The sequence below is a fragment of the Streptomyces sp. C1-1 genome (assembly GCF_050214755.1).
Classification (GTDB): Bacteria; Actinomycetota; Actinomycetes; order Streptomycetales; family Streptomycetaceae; genus Streptomyces.
This window is the reverse complement of the sequence record NZ_CP189826.1, coordinates 8,850,380-8,866,000: the sequence shown is the minus strand read 5'-3', so window position 1 is coordinate 8,866,000 and position 15,621 is coordinate 8,850,380. Positions and strand designations below refer to the sequence as shown.

Sequence of the window (15,621 nt, the reverse complement as noted above, 5' to 3'; positions counted from 1 at the left end):
CAGGTGCGTCAGGGGGCGAGGATCACCGAGCGGGTGAGGTGGCGGGGCCGGTCCGGGTCGAGGTCGTGGGATGCGGCGACGGCGACCGCGAGGCGCTGGGCGCGGACCAGTTCGGCGAGCGGGTCCAGGTCGCCCGCGATCCACAGCCCGCCGGTGTCGCGGACCTGTTCGGCCAGGCCCTCGGGTGCCTCGCCGAACATCCAGGTGGCCGTGCCGTGGGTCGTGACGCTGATGGGGCCGTGCCGGTATTCCATCGCCGGGTAGGACTCGGTCCAGGCGAGCGCGGCCTCGCGCATCTTCAGTCCGGCCTCGTTGGCCAGGCCCACCGTCCAGCCGCGGCCCAGGAAGGTGAACTGCGTGCAGTCGACGAGCCCTTCGGGCAGGGGGCGGGCGAGCGCGGTGCGGGCGTCGGCGACCGCGGCGTCGGTGTGCAGGCCGAGGTGGGCGCGCAGCAGGGTGAGCGCGGTGGTGGCGAACCGGGTCTGGACGACGGACCGTTCGTCGGCGAAGTCCAGGACGACGACGTCGTCGGCCGCCCCCATGACGGGGGTGTGCGGGTCGGCGGTGAGCGCGGTGGTGCGGGTGCGTCCGCCCAACTCGTCCAGGAGGTGCAGGACTTCGGTGGTGGTACCCGAGCGGGTGAGGGCCAGGACACGGTCGTAGGAGCGGCCGCGGGGGAACTCGGAGGCGGCGAAGGCGTCCGTCTCGCCCTGTCCCGCCGACTCGCGCAGCGCGGCGGCGGCCTGTGCCATGAAGTACGAGGTGCCGCAACCGACGATCGCGACCCGCTCCCCCGGCGCCGGGAGCACCTCGGCGTGCCGCGGCGCCTGCTCCGCGGCCCGTGTCCAGCACTCCGGCTGACTGGTCAGCTCGTCCTCGACGTGCGTCATGCCGCACCCTCCCTCTCTATGCTTGTTCTTGCAAGATATAGCGAGGTTTCGAGCACAATCAAGCATTCGAGCGCGTTCGGGGTGCGCTAGGGTCGCCGGGAGATCGAGGAAGGGAGGGCCGATGTCGCGCGACGCCCGCTGGAAGGCGCTGCTGGAGCTGCTGGTCGAGCGGGGCCGGCTGGACGTGGAGGAGGCGGCCGCCGAACTGGAGGTCTCCGCGGCGACCATCCGGCGCGACCTCGACCAGCTCGCCGAACAGCAGATGCTGGTGCGCACCCGCGGCGGCGCGGTGGTGCACGGGGTGTCGTACGAGCTGCCACTGCGCTACAAGACGGCCCGGCACGCCTCCGAGAAGCAGCGGATCGCGAAGGCGGTGGCGGGGCTGATCACGCCCGGCGAGGCGGTGGGGCTGACCGGCGGCACCACGACGACCGAGGTGGCGCGCGCCCTCGCCGTGCGCGGCGACCTCGCCTCCGGCTCCCCCGCGCTCACCGTCGTCACGAACGCGCTCAACATCGCCAACGAGCTCGCCGTACGCCCCCAGTTCAAGATCGTGGTGACCGGCGGGGTCGCGCGCCCGCAGTCGTACGAGCTCATCGGGCCGCTCGCGGACGGCGTGCTCGGGCAGATCACCGTCGACGTGGCGGTCCTCGGCGTCGTCGCCTTCGACGTCACGCACGGGGCCGCGGCGCACGACGAGGCCGAGGCCGCCATCAACCGGCTGCTGTGCGAACGCGCCGAGCGGGTGGTCGTCGCCGCCGACTCCAGCAAGCTGGGGCAGCGGGCGTTCGCCCGGATCTGCGCGGCCGGGGCGGTGGACACGCTGGTGACGGACACGGCGGCGGACCCGGAGGAGGTCCGCCGGTTCGAGGAGGCGGGCGTCGAGGTCCTCGCGGTCTGACCCGGCGCGCCACGGCAACGGCGGGGGCCGGACCGTCGAGGCGATCGCCGGCACCTTCGCCGACGGGGTGCCACGATCCCCGCGCCGCCGTCCCCGTTTCCGCCTAGGCTGAGTGCCGGGATGCGTGTCGGGTGCGGGAGGCAGCGATGGGCGCACGAGCGATCGACCAGGACGTCCCGACGGCCGCCGGCCGGTATCTGCCGATCGCCGAACACGGGCTGATCGGCGATCTGCGCAGCGTGGCCCTGGTGGGCACGGACGGCACCATCGACTGGTACTGCTGCCCGGCCTTCGACGCGCCGAGCGTCTTCGCGGCGATCCTGGACGCCGAGCGGGGCGGCTCCTTCGAGCTGGCCGCATCCGTGCCGGCGAAGACGAAGCAGTTCTACTTCCCCGACACCAACGTCCTGATCACCCGCTTCTTCACCGAGGACGGCGTCGGCGAGGTGCAGGACTTCATGCCGGTCGACGACGGGTTCGGGGAGCCCGAGCGACACCGGCTGATCCGGCGCGTGGTGTGCGTGCGCGGCTCCATCCCGTTCCGGATCCGGGTCGCGCCCCGCTTCGCCTACGGCACCCTGCCGCACACCGTGCGCATGGCCGGCGAGGTCGCGGTCTTCGAGTCCGCGGAGCTCTCCCTCGCCCTGACGTCGACCGTGCCGCTGGAGGCCGAAGGCCTGGACGCGCGGGCCGACTTCAAGCTGTCCGAGGGCGAGACGGCGGTGTTCGCGCTGGACCAGGTCGGCGGCGACGTGGAGCCGCGCCGCTGCGCGAAGGTCGAGGCCGAGGAGCAGTTCAACACGACGGTGACGTACTGGCGCCGCTGGCTGTCGGCCTCCAAGTACCGGGGCCGCTGGCGGGAGATGGTGCACCGCTCGGCGCTCACCCTCAAGCTCCTCACCTACGCGCCCACCGGCGCCATCGTGGCCGCGCCGACGACGAGCCTGCCCGAGCAGCTGGGCGGCGAACGCAATTGGGACTACCGGTACGTGTGGGTGCGCGACGCGGCCTTCTGCGTGTACGCGCTGCTGCGGCTCGGCTTCACCGACGAGGCCGAGGCGTTCATGAAGTTCGTGACCCGGCACATCAGTCCGGGCGACGGCAGGCCCTCCGGCCCCCTGCAGATCATGTACGGCATCGACGGCCGCACCGACCTCACCGAGGCCGAACTCCACCATCTGGAGGGCCATCACGGCTCGTCGCCGGTCCGGATCGGCAACGCCGCCGCCGCGCAGCTCCAACTCGACATCTACGGAGCGCTCATCGACTCGATCTACCTCTACGACAAATGGGCCAAGCCCATCTCCAGCGACCAGTGGGACGACGTGTGCGGCCTGGTGGACTGGGTGTGCGAGCACTGGAACCAGCCGGACGAGGGGATCTGGGAGACCCGCGGCGGCCGCAAGAACTTCCTGTACTCGCGCCTGATGTGCTGGGTGGCGATCGAGCGGGCCATCCGCATGGCCCACCGCCGGGGCCTGCCGGCCGACCTGCCGCGCTGGCGCCAGAGCCGTGACACGATCTACCGGCGGATCATGAAAGAGGGCTGGTCGGACCGCCGGCAGGCCTTCGTGCAGCACGAGGGCGGCGATGTGCTGGACGCGGCGGTGCTGATGATGCCGCTGACGAAGTTCATCGCGCCGACCGACCCCAAGTGGCTGTCCACGCTCGACGCCCTCACCCACGAACTGGTCTCCGACTCGCTCGTCTACCGCTACGACCCGATGGCGAGCCCCGACGGGCTGCGCGGCGACGAAGGCACCTTCTCCATCTGCTCGTTCTGGTACGTCGAGGCGATGGTCCACGCCGGGCGGGTCGACGAGGCACGCCTGGCGTTCGAGAAGATGCTGACGTACGCCAACCATCTCGGTCTGTACGCCGAGGAGATCAGCCACACCGGGGAGCAACAGGGCAACTTCCCGCAGGCGTTCACGCATCTGGCGCTGATCAGCGCGGCCTTCAACCTGGACAAGGCGCTGGGCTGACGCGGGTGTAGGTGACACCACCCCGCATCCGGTGTCCAGACCCAGGGACGGCGGACCGCGCGAGCGACAGGATTCATGACGTCGGCACAACGGCCGACGCCTCATCCGTCGTCGCAGCTCGGGGGACCACCCATGAACGAAGTCTTCGCCAGGCGCCTGACCGGCATCGCCGGCGTCGTCGCCGCGGTCGCGCTCATCGTCGAAGTACCCCTGTACTTCGTCTACTCGGGGCCGCCGCCGGACGCGAACGTGCTGTCCCGGCTGCTGCTCGGCATCGTCGGACTCACGGCCCTGGTGGTGTTCGTGACCGCCTTCCGCGAACTGGTCAGGCGCACCCGCCCCGACTACGAGTGGGCGGGCGCGATCGCCTTCACCACCGGACTCGTCTACGCGACGATCGCCCTGGTCTCCTCGGGGCTGGAGGCCGGAGCGGTCATCGCCGCCGACCGCCCGGTCGACCCGACGATCACGGTCAGCGGAACGTACATCCTCTACGGCTCGATCTCCCGGCTGCTGACGGGCCTCTTCCTCGGCACGCTGGGCTACGTGGTCACACGCACCGGGCTGCTGCCGCGCTGGGTCGGCAGGTCGGCCTACGCCCTCGCGGTGATCAACCTGGCGTTCGTTCCGTCGCTGTTCTTCGGCAACACGCCCGCGCACTTCTACGCCGCGAACGGCTGGGGCACGACCGCCCTGATGGGCGCGATCCTCAGCTGGTGGCTGCTGGCCGTGGGCATCTCCACCTACCGCAGCGCGACCGGTGCCCGATCGGCGGTGCCCGCGTAACCTCGGGGCAGATCATCCCGCGGCGGGGGCCACGAGTGGCCCCCGCCGTGCGTGTCCTGACGCCTGGAGCCCGCATGACGACCGTCGACGGCACACCCGCTCCCCTCACGGACGGCTCCGACGGCCGGCCGTCCGCGCTGACCCTCGCCCGGGTGCGGCTGGGACCCGGCGGGCCGCTGGGCAGGGTGCGGATCGACGGCGGCAGGGTCGTGGCCGTCGCGGAGACGGACGAACTCGATGGCCCGGCCCTCGACATGGAGGGACGCACCGTCCTGCCGGGGCTGTGGGACGCCCATGTGCACATGGCCCAGTGGGCCGGCGACCGGCAGCGGGTCGACCTCGCCGGTCTCGGGTCCGCGCGTGCGGTGGCCGACGCCGTACGGTCGTACGCGCGCGGTCTGCCGGACGGTGAGGTGCTCGTCGGCCGGGGCTTCCGGGACGGGCTGTGGCCGGACGCGCCCGACAAGGCGGTGCTGGACGCGGTGTGCCCGGACCGGCCCGTGGCGCTGATCAGCGCCGATCTGCACGCCGCCTGGCTGAACTCCGCGTGTCTGGCCCTGGTGGGGCGACCCGGGCACGCGACGGGGCTGCTGCGGGAGCACGACTGCTTCGAGGTGCTGCGGGCGCTGCCCGAGGTGCCCGTCGGGGTCCTGGACCGGTGGGTGGCCGAGGCCTGCCGGGATGCCGCCGGGCGGGGCGTGACGGGGATCGTCGACTTCCACTTCTCCGACAACCTCGCCGACTGGGGCCGGCGCGCGGCACGGGGGCCACTCGGGGTGCGGGTGCGGGCCGCCGTGTATCCCGGGCATCTGGACGCGGTGATCGAGCGCGGGTTTCGCACGGGTGACGTGCTGCCCGGGACGGGCGGTCTGGTGCGGGTCGGGCCGCTGAAGCTCTTCACGGACGGCTCCCTGAACACCCGCACCGCCCTGTGCTGCGAGCCGTACCCGGGACTGGAGGGCACGCCGGAGGCCCACGGCATCGAGGAGACGCCGTGCGGCGAGCTGGTGCGCCTGATGCGGCGGGCCGCCGCGCACGGCATCGAGCCGGCCGTTCACGCGATCGGCGACCGGGCCAACACGCTGGCCCTGGACGCGTTCGCGGCCGTGGGCTGCCGGGGCCGGATCGAGCACGCCCAGCTGTTGACGGCGGCCGACGTGCCACGGTTCGCGGAACTGGGCGTCACGGCGGGCGTGCAGCCCGCGCACGCCGTCGACGACCGGGACGTGGCGGACCGGCACTGGGCCGGGCGCACCGGCCGTGCCTTCGCCTACGCCGATCTGCTGGCGGCCGGCGCTCGGCTGGAGTTCGGCTCCGACGCTCCCGTCGCACCGCTCGACCCGTGGCTCGGCGTCGCCGCCGCCGTCCACCGCACCTTCGACGCACGGCCCGCCTGGCATCCCGAGCAGCGGGTGCCCGTACGGGCGGCGCTGGCCGCGTCGGCCCGGGGCCGTACGGCGATCCGGGCAGGGGACCCGGCCGACCTGGTGATCGTCGACGCGGACCCCGCGACGGCCGACGTCCGCACGCTGCGGCGGATGCCGGTGCACGGCACGCTGCTCGGCGGCCGCTGGACGCACGGCCCCGGATGATCGAGCCCGGCGGGACAGCAACCTTTCCGCCATCCTGTATGTCTTCTGCCATATCAGCACCGACCACGCTTTGGGGGACGAGATGAAACGAAGCAGATCAGTTTGGGCGGCAGTGGCACTCCTGGTGACCGCGCTGGGCGCGAGCGCGCTTCCGGTCGAGGCGGCAACGGCCGCCACGGCCCGGACGACCGCCTGCCCCACGGGCTGGGGCAGCCTTCCCAAGACCCACTCGGCGGCCACCTCGACACCGGTGAAGAACGTCAGGACCGGCCGCCACACCTGTTACGACCGGATGGTCATCGACATCCCCGGCGCGAACCGGAGCGCTCTCGGCTACTCCGTCGGGTACGTCACCCACCTCTACCAGGACGGATCGGGGCGTGAGATCCATGTCGGCGGCGGAGCGATCCTCGAAGTGCGGATCAACGCGCCCGCGTACGATCCCGAGACCGGGAAGCCGACGTATCCGGCCAAGGCAGGCCGCCCGCTGCCGGGCGTCGACCTCACCGGCTACCGCGCCTTCCGCGACACCCGCTTCGCCGCGAGCTTCGAGGGCGACACCCAGCTCGGGCTCGGCGTGCGGACCCGGCTGCCGTTCCGGGTGCAGCGCACGGACGGCCACTTGATCGTGGACGTGGCCCACAGCTGGAACGGAACCCCCTGACCCCGGCGGCGGGCCCGCTCAGTCGTCGGTGATCAGCTCCACCGGTACGGCGACGACGTCCACCAGGGCGTCGCCGCGCAGGGCGGTCAGGGCCAGGGGGCGCCCGATGGCGTCCTCCAGCATCAGGCGCTGCAGCGCCTGGGCGCCGGTCACGGGCGCGTCGCCCGCGGTGAGCAGCAGGTCACCGGCGCGCAGGCCGGCGCGGGCGGCCGGGGAGGCGGCGACGACCTCGACGATCCGCAGGCCGGTGCGGTGGCCGGTGCGGGCGCGCACCGGCGGGGGCAGCGGGCTCGGGGTGCCGGCGAGGCCGAGGTAGGCGCGGCGGACCCGGCCCGTGGCGAGCAGGGCCGCGATGATCCTGCGGCTGGTGCCGTTCACGGGGATCGCCAGGCCCAGTCCGACGTCGGCGATGGCGGTGTTGACACCGACGACCCGGCCGTCGGCGGTGGCGAGCGCGCCGCCCGAGCTGCCCGGGTGCAAGGTGGCGTCGGTCTGGACGACGTCGTCGATGACCCGGGTCGCCCGGCCGGTGCCGGCCGGCAGCGACCGGCCCAGTGCGCTGACCACTCCGGCGGTGACACTGCCCGCCAGACCCAGCGGGTTGCCGACGGCGACGACCAACTGGCCGACCCGGAGCGCGTCGGCCTCGCCGAGGCGGGCCGGCGGCGGGGTCGGCCCGTCGGCGCGGACCACGGCGAGGTCGGACAGCGGATCCGCTCCGATGACGTGGAAGGGTGTGGTGGTGCCGTCCGCGAAGGAGGCCGTACCGGCGTCGGAGTGGCCGACGACGTGGGCGTTCGTCAGCAGGAAGCCGTCGTCGGTGAAGACGACGGCAGAGCCGGTGCCGACCACGAAGCGTCCTCCGGCGCGGCGGTGCGCGACGTTCAGGGCCGCCACCTTCGGGGTGAGCTCGGTGGCGACGGAGGTGACGGTCCGGGAGTAGGAGTCGAGCGCGGCCTGCTCCTCGCCGGAGCGGTCGGGCCCGGAAAGTGTCTCGGCCACGAGTCGGCCTTTCCGCTTGCCCAGAGGCTGGGATTACATGCTTACACCCCTGCCTCGCGAGCGGACCGGACTTCGCTGCGAGCTGACGCCCGACCGCCCACGATCAGCGGGCGCCGGGGCCCGTCCCCCGCGAGGTGCGCAGCGTGCCGACCGTCCTGAGCAGGCGGTCGGCGGGGGCGCGCAGCTCGGGGTGGGCGTTGACGGTGTTGCGCAGGCCGCGTACCGGTCGGCGCCACAGCCGGTGGGCCGTCGCCACGGGGTGGGGGCGGCTGGCGAAGCCCTCAGAGACGCGCAGCTCGCGGGTCTTGAGCCAGTCCTTGTACTCCTTGTCGCCACGGCCGAGGTCCATGAGCGTCACCCCGTTGCGGGCCGCCGCCTCGGCGGTGCGCAGGTGCATCATCAGGCCGGGCGAGTAGTAGTGCAGTTCGGGGTCGTAGGCGGTGAACCAGGCCGCGAGCACGGTGCGCGATCTCGGTCCGAAGTGGGCGGCAACCGGGCGGTCTCCGGCGTAGAGGACGGACAGCACCCCGGTGAAGTGGGACTCCCGGACCTGGAACAGATGGTTCACCAGGTCGACGATCCACGGCCTGGAGAAGCGGTCCATCCGGCCCGTTCTGCGGTACTGGGCGGACTTCCACTCCATGAGCCGGCGCAGCATCCGCGGGTCGCGCTCGTCGAACTCGAAGCGCACCTCGCCGACGTCACGGCCGAGGCGGCGCTCCTTCTTCAGCGTGGTCTTGGCGAGCCCCGGGTAGGCGCCGCGCAGCCACTGGGCGTAGCCGCTGGGGTCGGGCTTGAGGTCGACGACCGGGGAGGCGAACGTCCCCGTGACATGTCTGCCGAACGGTTTCTGTTCCGCGACGAGATGGTCGAACTCGAAGATGGACAGCCCGCATGCCTTCAGCAGTTCCTGGGCGTCCCAGGTGAATCCGGGGCGGTGCACGAGGGCCTGGCAGTCGGACAGGCCGAGACCGACGGCCCGGCCCACGCCGAAGGCGTTGCGCTCGTAGGGGAAGAACCCGGCCGGCGTCCCGCCCTCGCGCAGGACGGCGATGCGCGCGCCGGATCGGTACCGGCCGACGCCGAGGGCGAACTCGGGTGCCAGGAAGGGGTTGGAGTACTCCGGCGACTCGTCCATGGCCCGGTGCCAGGCTTCGCGCAGCGAGGCGTTCAGTTCGTCGGCTCTGTGGATCGTGACGTCCACTTCAGATCAACCGTCCTTCCGCAGGTTCCGCGAGGAACGCGCCGACGGCGGCGCAGGCCGGAAGGGCGGGTGACCTTCTGTTCATGGATCGCATCGGCGATCGCTCCCCCGTGACGTCCCCCCATGACGCGCTGTCCGCGTCCTACCGCTTCATTCAGTATCAGCCGATTCCACGCTGTGTACACGCTCGTTTCGCGATTGACCCCTCCGGTCGCGAACCGTTCGACGTGGATCAAACGTCGCGAAACAGTACGCATGTTGTCAAGAGCGCCTGCCCGAGCGGAGGTCGGAGATGCGCCATCAGCCGGTCCGCTCGCGTCGCGGGCGTTCACAGGGCCACCAGCCGTCCGCCGCGCCCCCGCAGACGGAGCGAGGCCAGGCCGCCGCACAGCAGGGCGGCTCCGAGGAGGAGCGCACCGGCCCGTCGCGGCGGTGCGCCCGTCGCCGTCCAGGGCCGCGTGCAGGCCCCGCACCGCCCAGTAGCCGGGCGAGGCGGGGGCCACGCGCGAGACCCAGGACGGCAGGACCATGGAGGTGGGGGTGCGGCCGGAGGCGAGCAGCGCCGCCAGGTCGGCGCCGGGGTCCGTGGTGGGCATGCGCAGGTCGGGCTCGGCCGGATCGGCGAAGGTGAGGCGGAGTTCGCCGGGCAGGTGGCGGGTGAGTCCTCCTGGGTGCCGCGCGCGATGACGCGCCCCGCCCGGGCGATCGCCAACGTGGCGTCGAGGCGCCGCCTCGGAGGCCGCGGGCCGTTTCGCGCCGGGTCCCCTCGACCCGCGTGGGCGCCGTGGCCAGTTGCCGGAGAGCACGCTCCCCGGCCACAGCAGGCTCGCCCCCTGGCTGGACCTGCCAGGGGACCTCGACGCCGAGTTCCGGGCCGACCTGGAGGACATCCTGCACATGGTGGAGGCGGCCGCCCGCAGGCGCCCCCGGGTGTGAGGCGGGGGCCGCCTACTCCGCGGGCACCGCCCGCACCCACACCCCGTCCTCCGTCAGGTACTCGTCCACCCGCAGGCCGGCCTCCGCCAGGGCCTCCTCGAACCGCTCCCTGGTCAGAGGCCGGGTCAGGAACGTGTGGGTCCAGGTGGCGTCCGGGAACTCGTACTCCGCGTGGACCGAGTTCACCCCGTCGCCGACCGGTTCCGCCGACACGATCCGTACCGTGTGGCCGCTGGGGTCGACGCGCTCGCGGGGCACGTTCGTGTGCCAGTCGGCGCCTTCGCGCTGGATCAGCACGCAGCCGCCGGGGGCGAGGTGCCGTACGCAGGTGCGCAGCAGAGCCCGACGCACCGCGGCGTCCGCCGCGTGCACCAGGAACGACGCGAGCAGCACGGCGTCGAAGGTCTCCCCCAGGTCCAGTTCCTCGATGGGCGCACACACCGTGCGTGCCCCGCGGACCCGGTCGAGCATCTCCGGCGACTCGTCCACCGCGGTCACCGCGAAGCCGCGCTCCAGCAGTGGATGGGTCACCCGCCCCACGCCGCAGCCGAGTTCCAGGACGCGCGCCCCTTCCGGCACGGCCGCGGCGACGACGTCGGGCTCCTCCCGCACCGGCAGCCGCGCGTACAGCTCGACCGCACATCCGTCCGGCGTGATCGCACCGGGCCCGGTCCCCCGGTGTCCCGCTCGCATGTTCAGCGCCATGCCGTTCCAACGAACCTCCTCCCGAGGCCGTTCCCTGCACCCTGCAAGCGTTTTCGGACATTCACGGCCCCGTCATGTCGGGGCCGTTGAGCTCGCCGCGGGCCGCACTAGCGTCTGCAGACGGCCCGACCCGACAGGAGTGAGGTAGTGATGTCCGCAAGACGCGTCCTCGCCGGCCTGGCGCTGGCTCCGCTGTTCGCCCTCCCGGTGGCCGCGCACGCCACGCCCTACGACGGCTCCCCCGCACCGCACCCGAAGAGCCGGTTCGACCTGCAGGCCCACCGCGGCGGCATCGGCATGACGACCGAGGAGTCCCTCGCGGGGTTCGCCAAGGCGATGCGGCTCGGCGTGTCCACCCTGGAGCTGGACACGCAGATCACCAGGGACGAGAAGGTCGTCGTCACCCACGACCGGCAGGTCAGCTCCGTCAAGTGCCGTGACACGGCACCGGTCACGCCGGGCGACCCGGTGTACCCGTACGTCGGCAAGTACGTCAAGGACCTGACGCTGGCCCAGATCAAGACGATGGACTGCGGCTATCAGCAGCTCCCCGGCTTCCCCGCGCAGGAGGTGGTCAAGGGCAACCGGATGGCCGAGCTGAAGGACGTCCTGAACCTGGTCAAGAGCTACCACGCGTGGGGCCTGAAGCTGAACATCGAGACCAAGGTGGAGGCGGGCGCACCCGACGAGACGGCTCCGCGCGAGCTGTTCGTGCGCCGGGTGTACGAGGAGATCCACCGCTCCGGCATCGAACGCCAGGTCACCATCGAGTCCTTCGACTGGGGCGCGCTGAAGGCGATGCACGCGCTGGCGCCGAGATGGCCACTGGTCGCCCTGACCAACTACGACTTCCTCCAGGTCGGCCTGCCCGGCGCCTCGCCGTGGCTCGGCGGGATCGATGCCGACGACTACGGCGGCGACTTCGTCCGGGCCGCCGCCACGATTCCCGGCGTGCGGGCCCTCTCCCCCAACTACGGCTTCCCGCAGACCGGCAAGGTCGGCGACCCCGGCTTCCGCTTCTACTCGGACCGGGCGATGGTCCGCGAGGCCCATGCCCGCGGTCTGAAGGTCGTTCCGTGGACCTGCGACGACCCGGCCACCGTCGAGGCGCTCATGGACATGGGTGTCGACGGCGTCATCACGAACTACCCCGATCACGTCCGGCAGATCATGGCCGACCGCGGCATGCGCCTGCCGAGGCACTACGAACCTCACCGGTCCGCCGCTGCCGGGCGAGCCGGCAGTGTGACGTGATCGCCACCGGGAAGCCGGCCCAGGACCGCCGTCTCAGTCGTGCGGTGCCTGGCCGCTCACCCGGTGGTCCGCGTGGCTGAGCGCCTCCAGGACGAGGCGGCGCAGATGCCCGTCGCTGAGGCGGTAGTGGATGTGCCGGCCCTCCCGGCGCGTGTCGACGAGGCCGGCCAGGCGCAGCTTCGCCAGGTGCTGACTGACCGCCGTGCGTGAGGCGTCGGTGTGCTCGGTGAGCGTCCCGACGTCCGACTCGCCCTGCGCCAGCAGCCACAGCAGATGCAGCCGGGTGGCGTCCGAGAGCATCGCGAAGACCCCGGTCGCCTCGGCCAGCCGTGCGCTGTCCGGGGCCCGCAGATGCGCACCGGATGCAGTTGACATGGGGTCGCGTCCCGACATGGGAACAGCGTAGAGGCACCGCGGCCCGGCGCGGGCAGAGGCATCGCGCGCCGCCGCGAACCCCCCTCCGGCCATCATGTGCGCAGATGCGCACATGATGGCTACACTGACCGTGCCGAGCCGCATCACGCCGTCGCGTCCAGGAGCCGCCGCATGCTCGCCGTCCTGCGCAACCGCACCTACCGCCACCTCTTCGCCGCCCAGGTGATCGCCCTGGTCGGCACCGGACTGGCGACGGTGGCCCTCGGGCTGCTGGCATACGACATCGCGGGCGGCGACGCCGGCTCGGTGCTCGGCACCGCCCTCGCGATCAAGATGGTGGCCTACGTCCTGATCGCACCGGCGATCGGCGCGGTCGCCGACCGGCTGCCCCGCCGGGCCCTGATGGTCACCGCCGACCTGACCCGGGCCGGGGTCGCCCTGCTGCTGCCGTTCGTGGACCAGGTGTGGCAGGTGTACGTCCTGATCTTCCTGCTGCAGTCGGCCTCGGCCGCGTTCACCCCGGCCTTCCAGGCCGTCATCCCCGACGTCCTGCCCCGGGAGCGCGACTACACCCAGGCCCTGTCGCTGTCCCGGCTCGCCTACGACCTGGAGAGCCTGTTCTCCCCGGCGCTCGCCGCGGCCCTCTTGACCGTGGTCACCTACAACTGGCTGTTCACCGGCACCGTGCTGGGCTTCCTCGCGTCGGCCGCGCTCGTGGTCTCCGTGCTGCTGCCGAAGCCGGCCGCCACCGGCTCCCCGCGACCCGGTCGCGTCCACGCCGGGGCCACCGCGGGCACCCGGCTCTTCTTCGCCGTCCCGCAGCTGCGCGCGCTGCTCGCCCTGAACCTCGCGGTCGCCGCCGCGAGCGCGATGGTGACCGTCAACTCCGTCGTCTACGTGCGCGACGTGCTGGGCCGCCCGGCGGGCGCGGTACCTCTCGCGCTGGGCGCGTACGGCGCGGGGTCGATGGCCGTGGCGCTCGTGCTGCCCCGCGTGCTGGAGAGGGTCCCCGAGCGTGCCGTGATGCTGCGGGGGGCCCTGCTGCTCGGTCTCGTCTTCGCGGGGCTCGGCGCCATCACGGCGGCGGGCGGCGGGAGTTGGCGCTGGCCCGCGCTGCTGGCGGTCTGGGCGGCCTTCGGCGCCGCCTGCTCGACGGTGCTCACGCCCACCGGACGGCTCGTACGCCGTGCCGCGCCGGCCGAGGAGCGTACGGCGGCGTTCGCGGCCCAGTTCTCGCTCTCGCACAGCTGCTGGCTGCTCACCTATCCCCTGGCGGGGTGGCTCGGCGCGGAGGCCGGTCTGCAGACGGCCGTCGTCACCCTGGGCGCCATCGCGACGGGCGCCTCCGTCGGGGCGGCGCGGCTGTGGCCGTCGCGCAGGCCGGCCGCCGTCGAGCACGGACACACCTCCTCGCCCCGCCCGCTCACCACGACAGCCCGCATGGCCCACGACCGCTGAGCGTTCCGGGACTCAGGGCGCGGAGTCCTTCTTGCCGCTCGCCGCCGCGTACGCCTGGGCCGGGGTCATGGCCACGCCGTTGATCTCGACGGTCTTGTACGGGCTGACCTTCGCGCAGGTCTTGGCCTTGTCGGCGGTCTGGGCGTGGGCGTCGGAAACGGCCGCGTGCGTGTCGGCGGGGGCGGCCGACGAGCCGCCCGAGGAGCCGTACGTGGTACCGGTGGGCCAGTCATCGCCGATGACCAGGACCACTCCGGCCGCGGTGCCCTCGGTCAGGTGGGAGGCGGGCAGCCCCAGCGCGGCGGCGAGGGTCTGGGCCTTGGCCTTCTGTCCGGGCCCGTAGGTGATCGTCGTCTTCGACGACTGGGCGGGGGCGTTGCCCGAAGTGGTGCCGGAACCGAAGCCCTTGGCGAGGAGCGCGTTGGCGACGACCGAGGCGCGTCCGCCGGTGGTGGTGCCGTTCTCCACCTCGACGGCGACCTCGGAGGCCGGCACCGTGGCGGCGGGGGACGCGGACGGCGCGGCGGACGTCTTCTTCTTGCCGCCGCTCAGCGACTGGTCGTTGACGATGGCGGCGAACAGGGCCTTCGCGGCCGCCGCGGGCACGACACGGTTGGCGTTGGCCGGGTCGGCCCCGGTCTGCATGGTGGTGAACGTCATCCGTTTGGACGGGACCTTGTTCAGGTCGGTGGCGAGGTCGACCAGCTTGGAGACGCTGCCCAGACCGGTGTCCACGGTCAGCGCCTTGGTGGCCGCGTCGGCGAGGGAGTACACCTTGGCCGGGTTCTCCAGCGTGCCCGCGCTCTTGAACTTGCGGATCATGGCGCCGAGGAAGAGGTGCTGGGAGACGGTACGGCCCAGGTCGCTGCCGTCGCCGAAGCCGTGCCGGGAGCGTACGAACTCCAGTGCCGCGTCGCCCTTGAGGGTGTGGGTGCCCTTGGCGAGCTTGAGGTGCGAGTAGGTGTCGTAGACGTTGTCGCTGACGCACACCGACACACCGCCCACCGCGTCGGACATCTTCACGACGCCCGAGAAGTCCAGCATCACGAAGTGGTCGACGGTGATGCCGGTGAGGTCGTGGACGGTCTTGACCTGGCAGGCCGGGCCGTACTGCAGGGCGCTGTTGATCTGCCCGTAGTAACCGGCCGTGGACTGGCTGCTGTCGGGGTCCTTGCAGGCGGGGACCTGGGTCATGGTGTCGCGGGGGATGCTCATCACCGTGGCGTTGGAGCGGTCGGCGGAGACGTGCACCAGCATCTCCACGTCCGCGTTGTGTCCGACGGTCGACTTCGCCGAGCCGCAGCCCCCGCCCAGCTTGCAGTCGGCGGCGTTGTTCCGGCCGTCCGAGCCGATCACCAGGATGTTGATCGGGGTCCGTCCGAAGGCGTCCGCCTTCTCCTTGCCGCCGGCTCCGTCGTCGAGGGCGACGCTGTTGATGTTGCCGTTGAGGTGCTCGTACAGCCAGGCGCCCGCGCCCGCGGTCACCAGGACCAGCCCCGAGACGGTGAACAGGGCTATCCGTGCGAGCCGCCTGCGGCGGGCCACGGGTTTGGCCCGGCGCCCCGCACGGCGTCCCCCCGCCTGGGCCGCCCGCCGGGCGGCCGCCCGGCCGCCGGGGGCGGGACCCGGCGCCTCGTCACCCGTTACCCGCTGCCGGGGGACTCCGGCCGTGCGGCTGCGTGTGCCCGCGCGGCCGCGGGTTTCGCCCCAGGGGTCGCTCAAGTCCCACTCCCTATGCTGTGGCCGACGCCAACCGTCCCGGCGCGACGACCGGGCGGCGGGCGACCGCCCCGCACGTCAGGGCGCACCCCACGGGTTGGATGATTGCGCAATATAGCAACCGTTGCTGAGACCGCCCGTGGGCGGGAT

At 72.6% G+C, this 15,621-nt stretch carries 14 protein-coding genes; 8 read left to right on the top strand and 6 right to left on the bottom strand.

What is annotated here, in order from left to right:
• Window positions 1–8: 8 nt before the first annotated feature.
• On the bottom strand, window positions 9–890 hold the full coding sequence (locus ACQF4J_RS40275) for an SIS domain-containing protein (RefSeq protein WP_427168025.1): 882 nt from the start codon (window positions 888–890) through the stop codon (window positions 9–11).
• A gap of 121 nt (window positions 891–1,011) precedes the next feature.
• Here ACQF4J_RS40275 and ACQF4J_RS40270 point away from each other — a divergent pair, with 121 nt between their 5' ends.
• From ACQF4J_RS40270 to ACQF4J_RS40250, 5 genes are all read left to right on the top strand, one after another.
• Window positions 1,012–1,791 (top strand): DeoR/GlpR family DNA-binding transcription regulator, encoded by a 780-nt coding sequence (locus ACQF4J_RS40270; RefSeq protein WP_351564245.1) that lies wholly within the window; start codon window positions 1,012–1,014, stop codon window positions 1,789–1,791.
• Between the two features lie 146 nt (window positions 1,792–1,937).
• The gene (locus tag ACQF4J_RS40265) at window positions 1,938–3,776 is read left to right on the top strand and encodes a glycoside hydrolase family 15 protein (RefSeq protein ID WP_351802734.1); all 1,839 of its coding nucleotides are present in this window, start codon (window positions 1,938–1,940) and stop codon (window positions 3,774–3,776) included.
• A gap of 132 nt (window positions 3,777–3,908) precedes the next feature.
• Complete coding sequence (locus tag ACQF4J_RS40260) at window positions 3,909–4,562, top strand: hypothetical protein (RefSeq protein WP_351564248.1); 654 nt, start codon at window positions 3,909–3,911, stop codon at window positions 4,560–4,562.
• 74 nt (window positions 4,563–4,636) lie between these two features.
• Window positions 4,637–6,154 (top strand): amidohydrolase, encoded by a 1,518-nt coding sequence (locus ACQF4J_RS40255; RefSeq protein ID WP_427168024.1) that lies wholly within the window; start codon window positions 4,637–4,639, stop codon window positions 6,152–6,154.
• Between the two features lie 82 nt (window positions 6,155–6,236).
• Window positions 6,237–6,818: an AMIN-like domain-containing (lipo)protein gene (locus ACQF4J_RS40250; protein WP_351802732.1), complete on the top strand. Its 582-nt coding sequence runs from the start codon at window positions 6,237–6,239 to the stop codon at window positions 6,816–6,818.
• 18 nt (window positions 6,819–6,836) lie between these two features.
• Here the strand turns inward: ACQF4J_RS40250 and ACQF4J_RS40245 are convergent, their stop codons facing one another.
• Complete coding sequence (locus ACQF4J_RS40245; RefSeq protein WP_351564254.1) at window positions 6,837–7,820, bottom strand: S1C family serine protease; 984 nt, start codon at window positions 7,818–7,820, stop codon at window positions 6,837–6,839.
• Between the two features lie 103 nt (window positions 7,821–7,923).
• On the bottom strand, window positions 7,924–9,024 hold the full coding sequence (locus tag ACQF4J_RS40240) for a GNAT family N-acetyltransferase (protein ID WP_351564256.1): 1,101 nt from the start codon (window positions 9,022–9,024) through the stop codon (window positions 7,924–7,926).
• 792 nt (window positions 9,025–9,816) lie between these two features.
• Between ACQF4J_RS40240 and ACQF4J_RS40235 the strand changes: the two genes are divergently transcribed.
• Window positions 9,817–9,960 carry a hypothetical protein gene (locus tag ACQF4J_RS40235; protein ID WP_351564258.1) on the top strand — a complete coding sequence of 48 codons (144 nt, stop codon included), beginning with the start codon at window positions 9,817–9,819 and terminating at the stop codon, window positions 9,958–9,960.
• 12 nt (window positions 9,961–9,972) lie between these two features.
• Here ACQF4J_RS40235 and ACQF4J_RS40230 read toward each other — a convergent pair whose 3' ends face one another.
• Window positions 9,973–10,665, bottom strand: a complete 693-nt coding sequence (locus tag ACQF4J_RS40230) for a class I SAM-dependent methyltransferase (RefSeq protein ID WP_351564260.1) — start codon at window positions 10,663–10,665, stop codon at window positions 9,973–9,975.
• A 150-nt stretch (window positions 10,666–10,815) separates the two neighbouring features.
• On the opposite strand from ACQF4J_RS40230, the gene ACQF4J_RS40225 reads away from it, so the two are divergent.
• Entirely contained in the window at window positions 10,816–11,919 is a 1,104-nt protein-coding gene (locus ACQF4J_RS40225) for a glycerophosphodiester phosphodiesterase family protein (RefSeq protein ID WP_351805460.1), read from the top strand.
• 33 nt (window positions 11,920–11,952) lie between these two features.
• Here ACQF4J_RS40225 and ACQF4J_RS40220 read toward each other — a convergent pair whose 3' ends face one another.
• Window positions 11,953–12,294 (bottom strand): ArsR/SmtB family transcription factor, encoded by a 342-nt coding sequence (locus tag ACQF4J_RS40220; protein WP_351564264.1) that lies wholly within the window; start codon window positions 12,292–12,294, stop codon window positions 11,953–11,955.
• 171 nt (window positions 12,295–12,465) lie between these two features.
• Between ACQF4J_RS40220 and ACQF4J_RS40215 the strand changes: the two genes are divergently transcribed.
• On the top strand, window positions 12,466–13,752 hold the full coding sequence (locus ACQF4J_RS40215; protein WP_351805462.1) for an MFS transporter: 1,287 nt from the start codon (window positions 12,466–12,468) through the stop codon (window positions 13,750–13,752).
• Between the two features lie 12 nt (window positions 13,753–13,764).
• Here the strand turns inward: ACQF4J_RS40215 and ACQF4J_RS40210 are convergent, their stop codons facing one another.
• On the bottom strand, window positions 13,765–15,474 hold the full coding sequence (locus ACQF4J_RS40210; protein ID WP_351805464.1) for an LCP family protein: 1,710 nt from the start codon (window positions 15,472–15,474) through the stop codon (window positions 13,765–13,767).
• Between the last annotated feature and the right edge of the window lie 147 nt (window positions 15,475–15,621).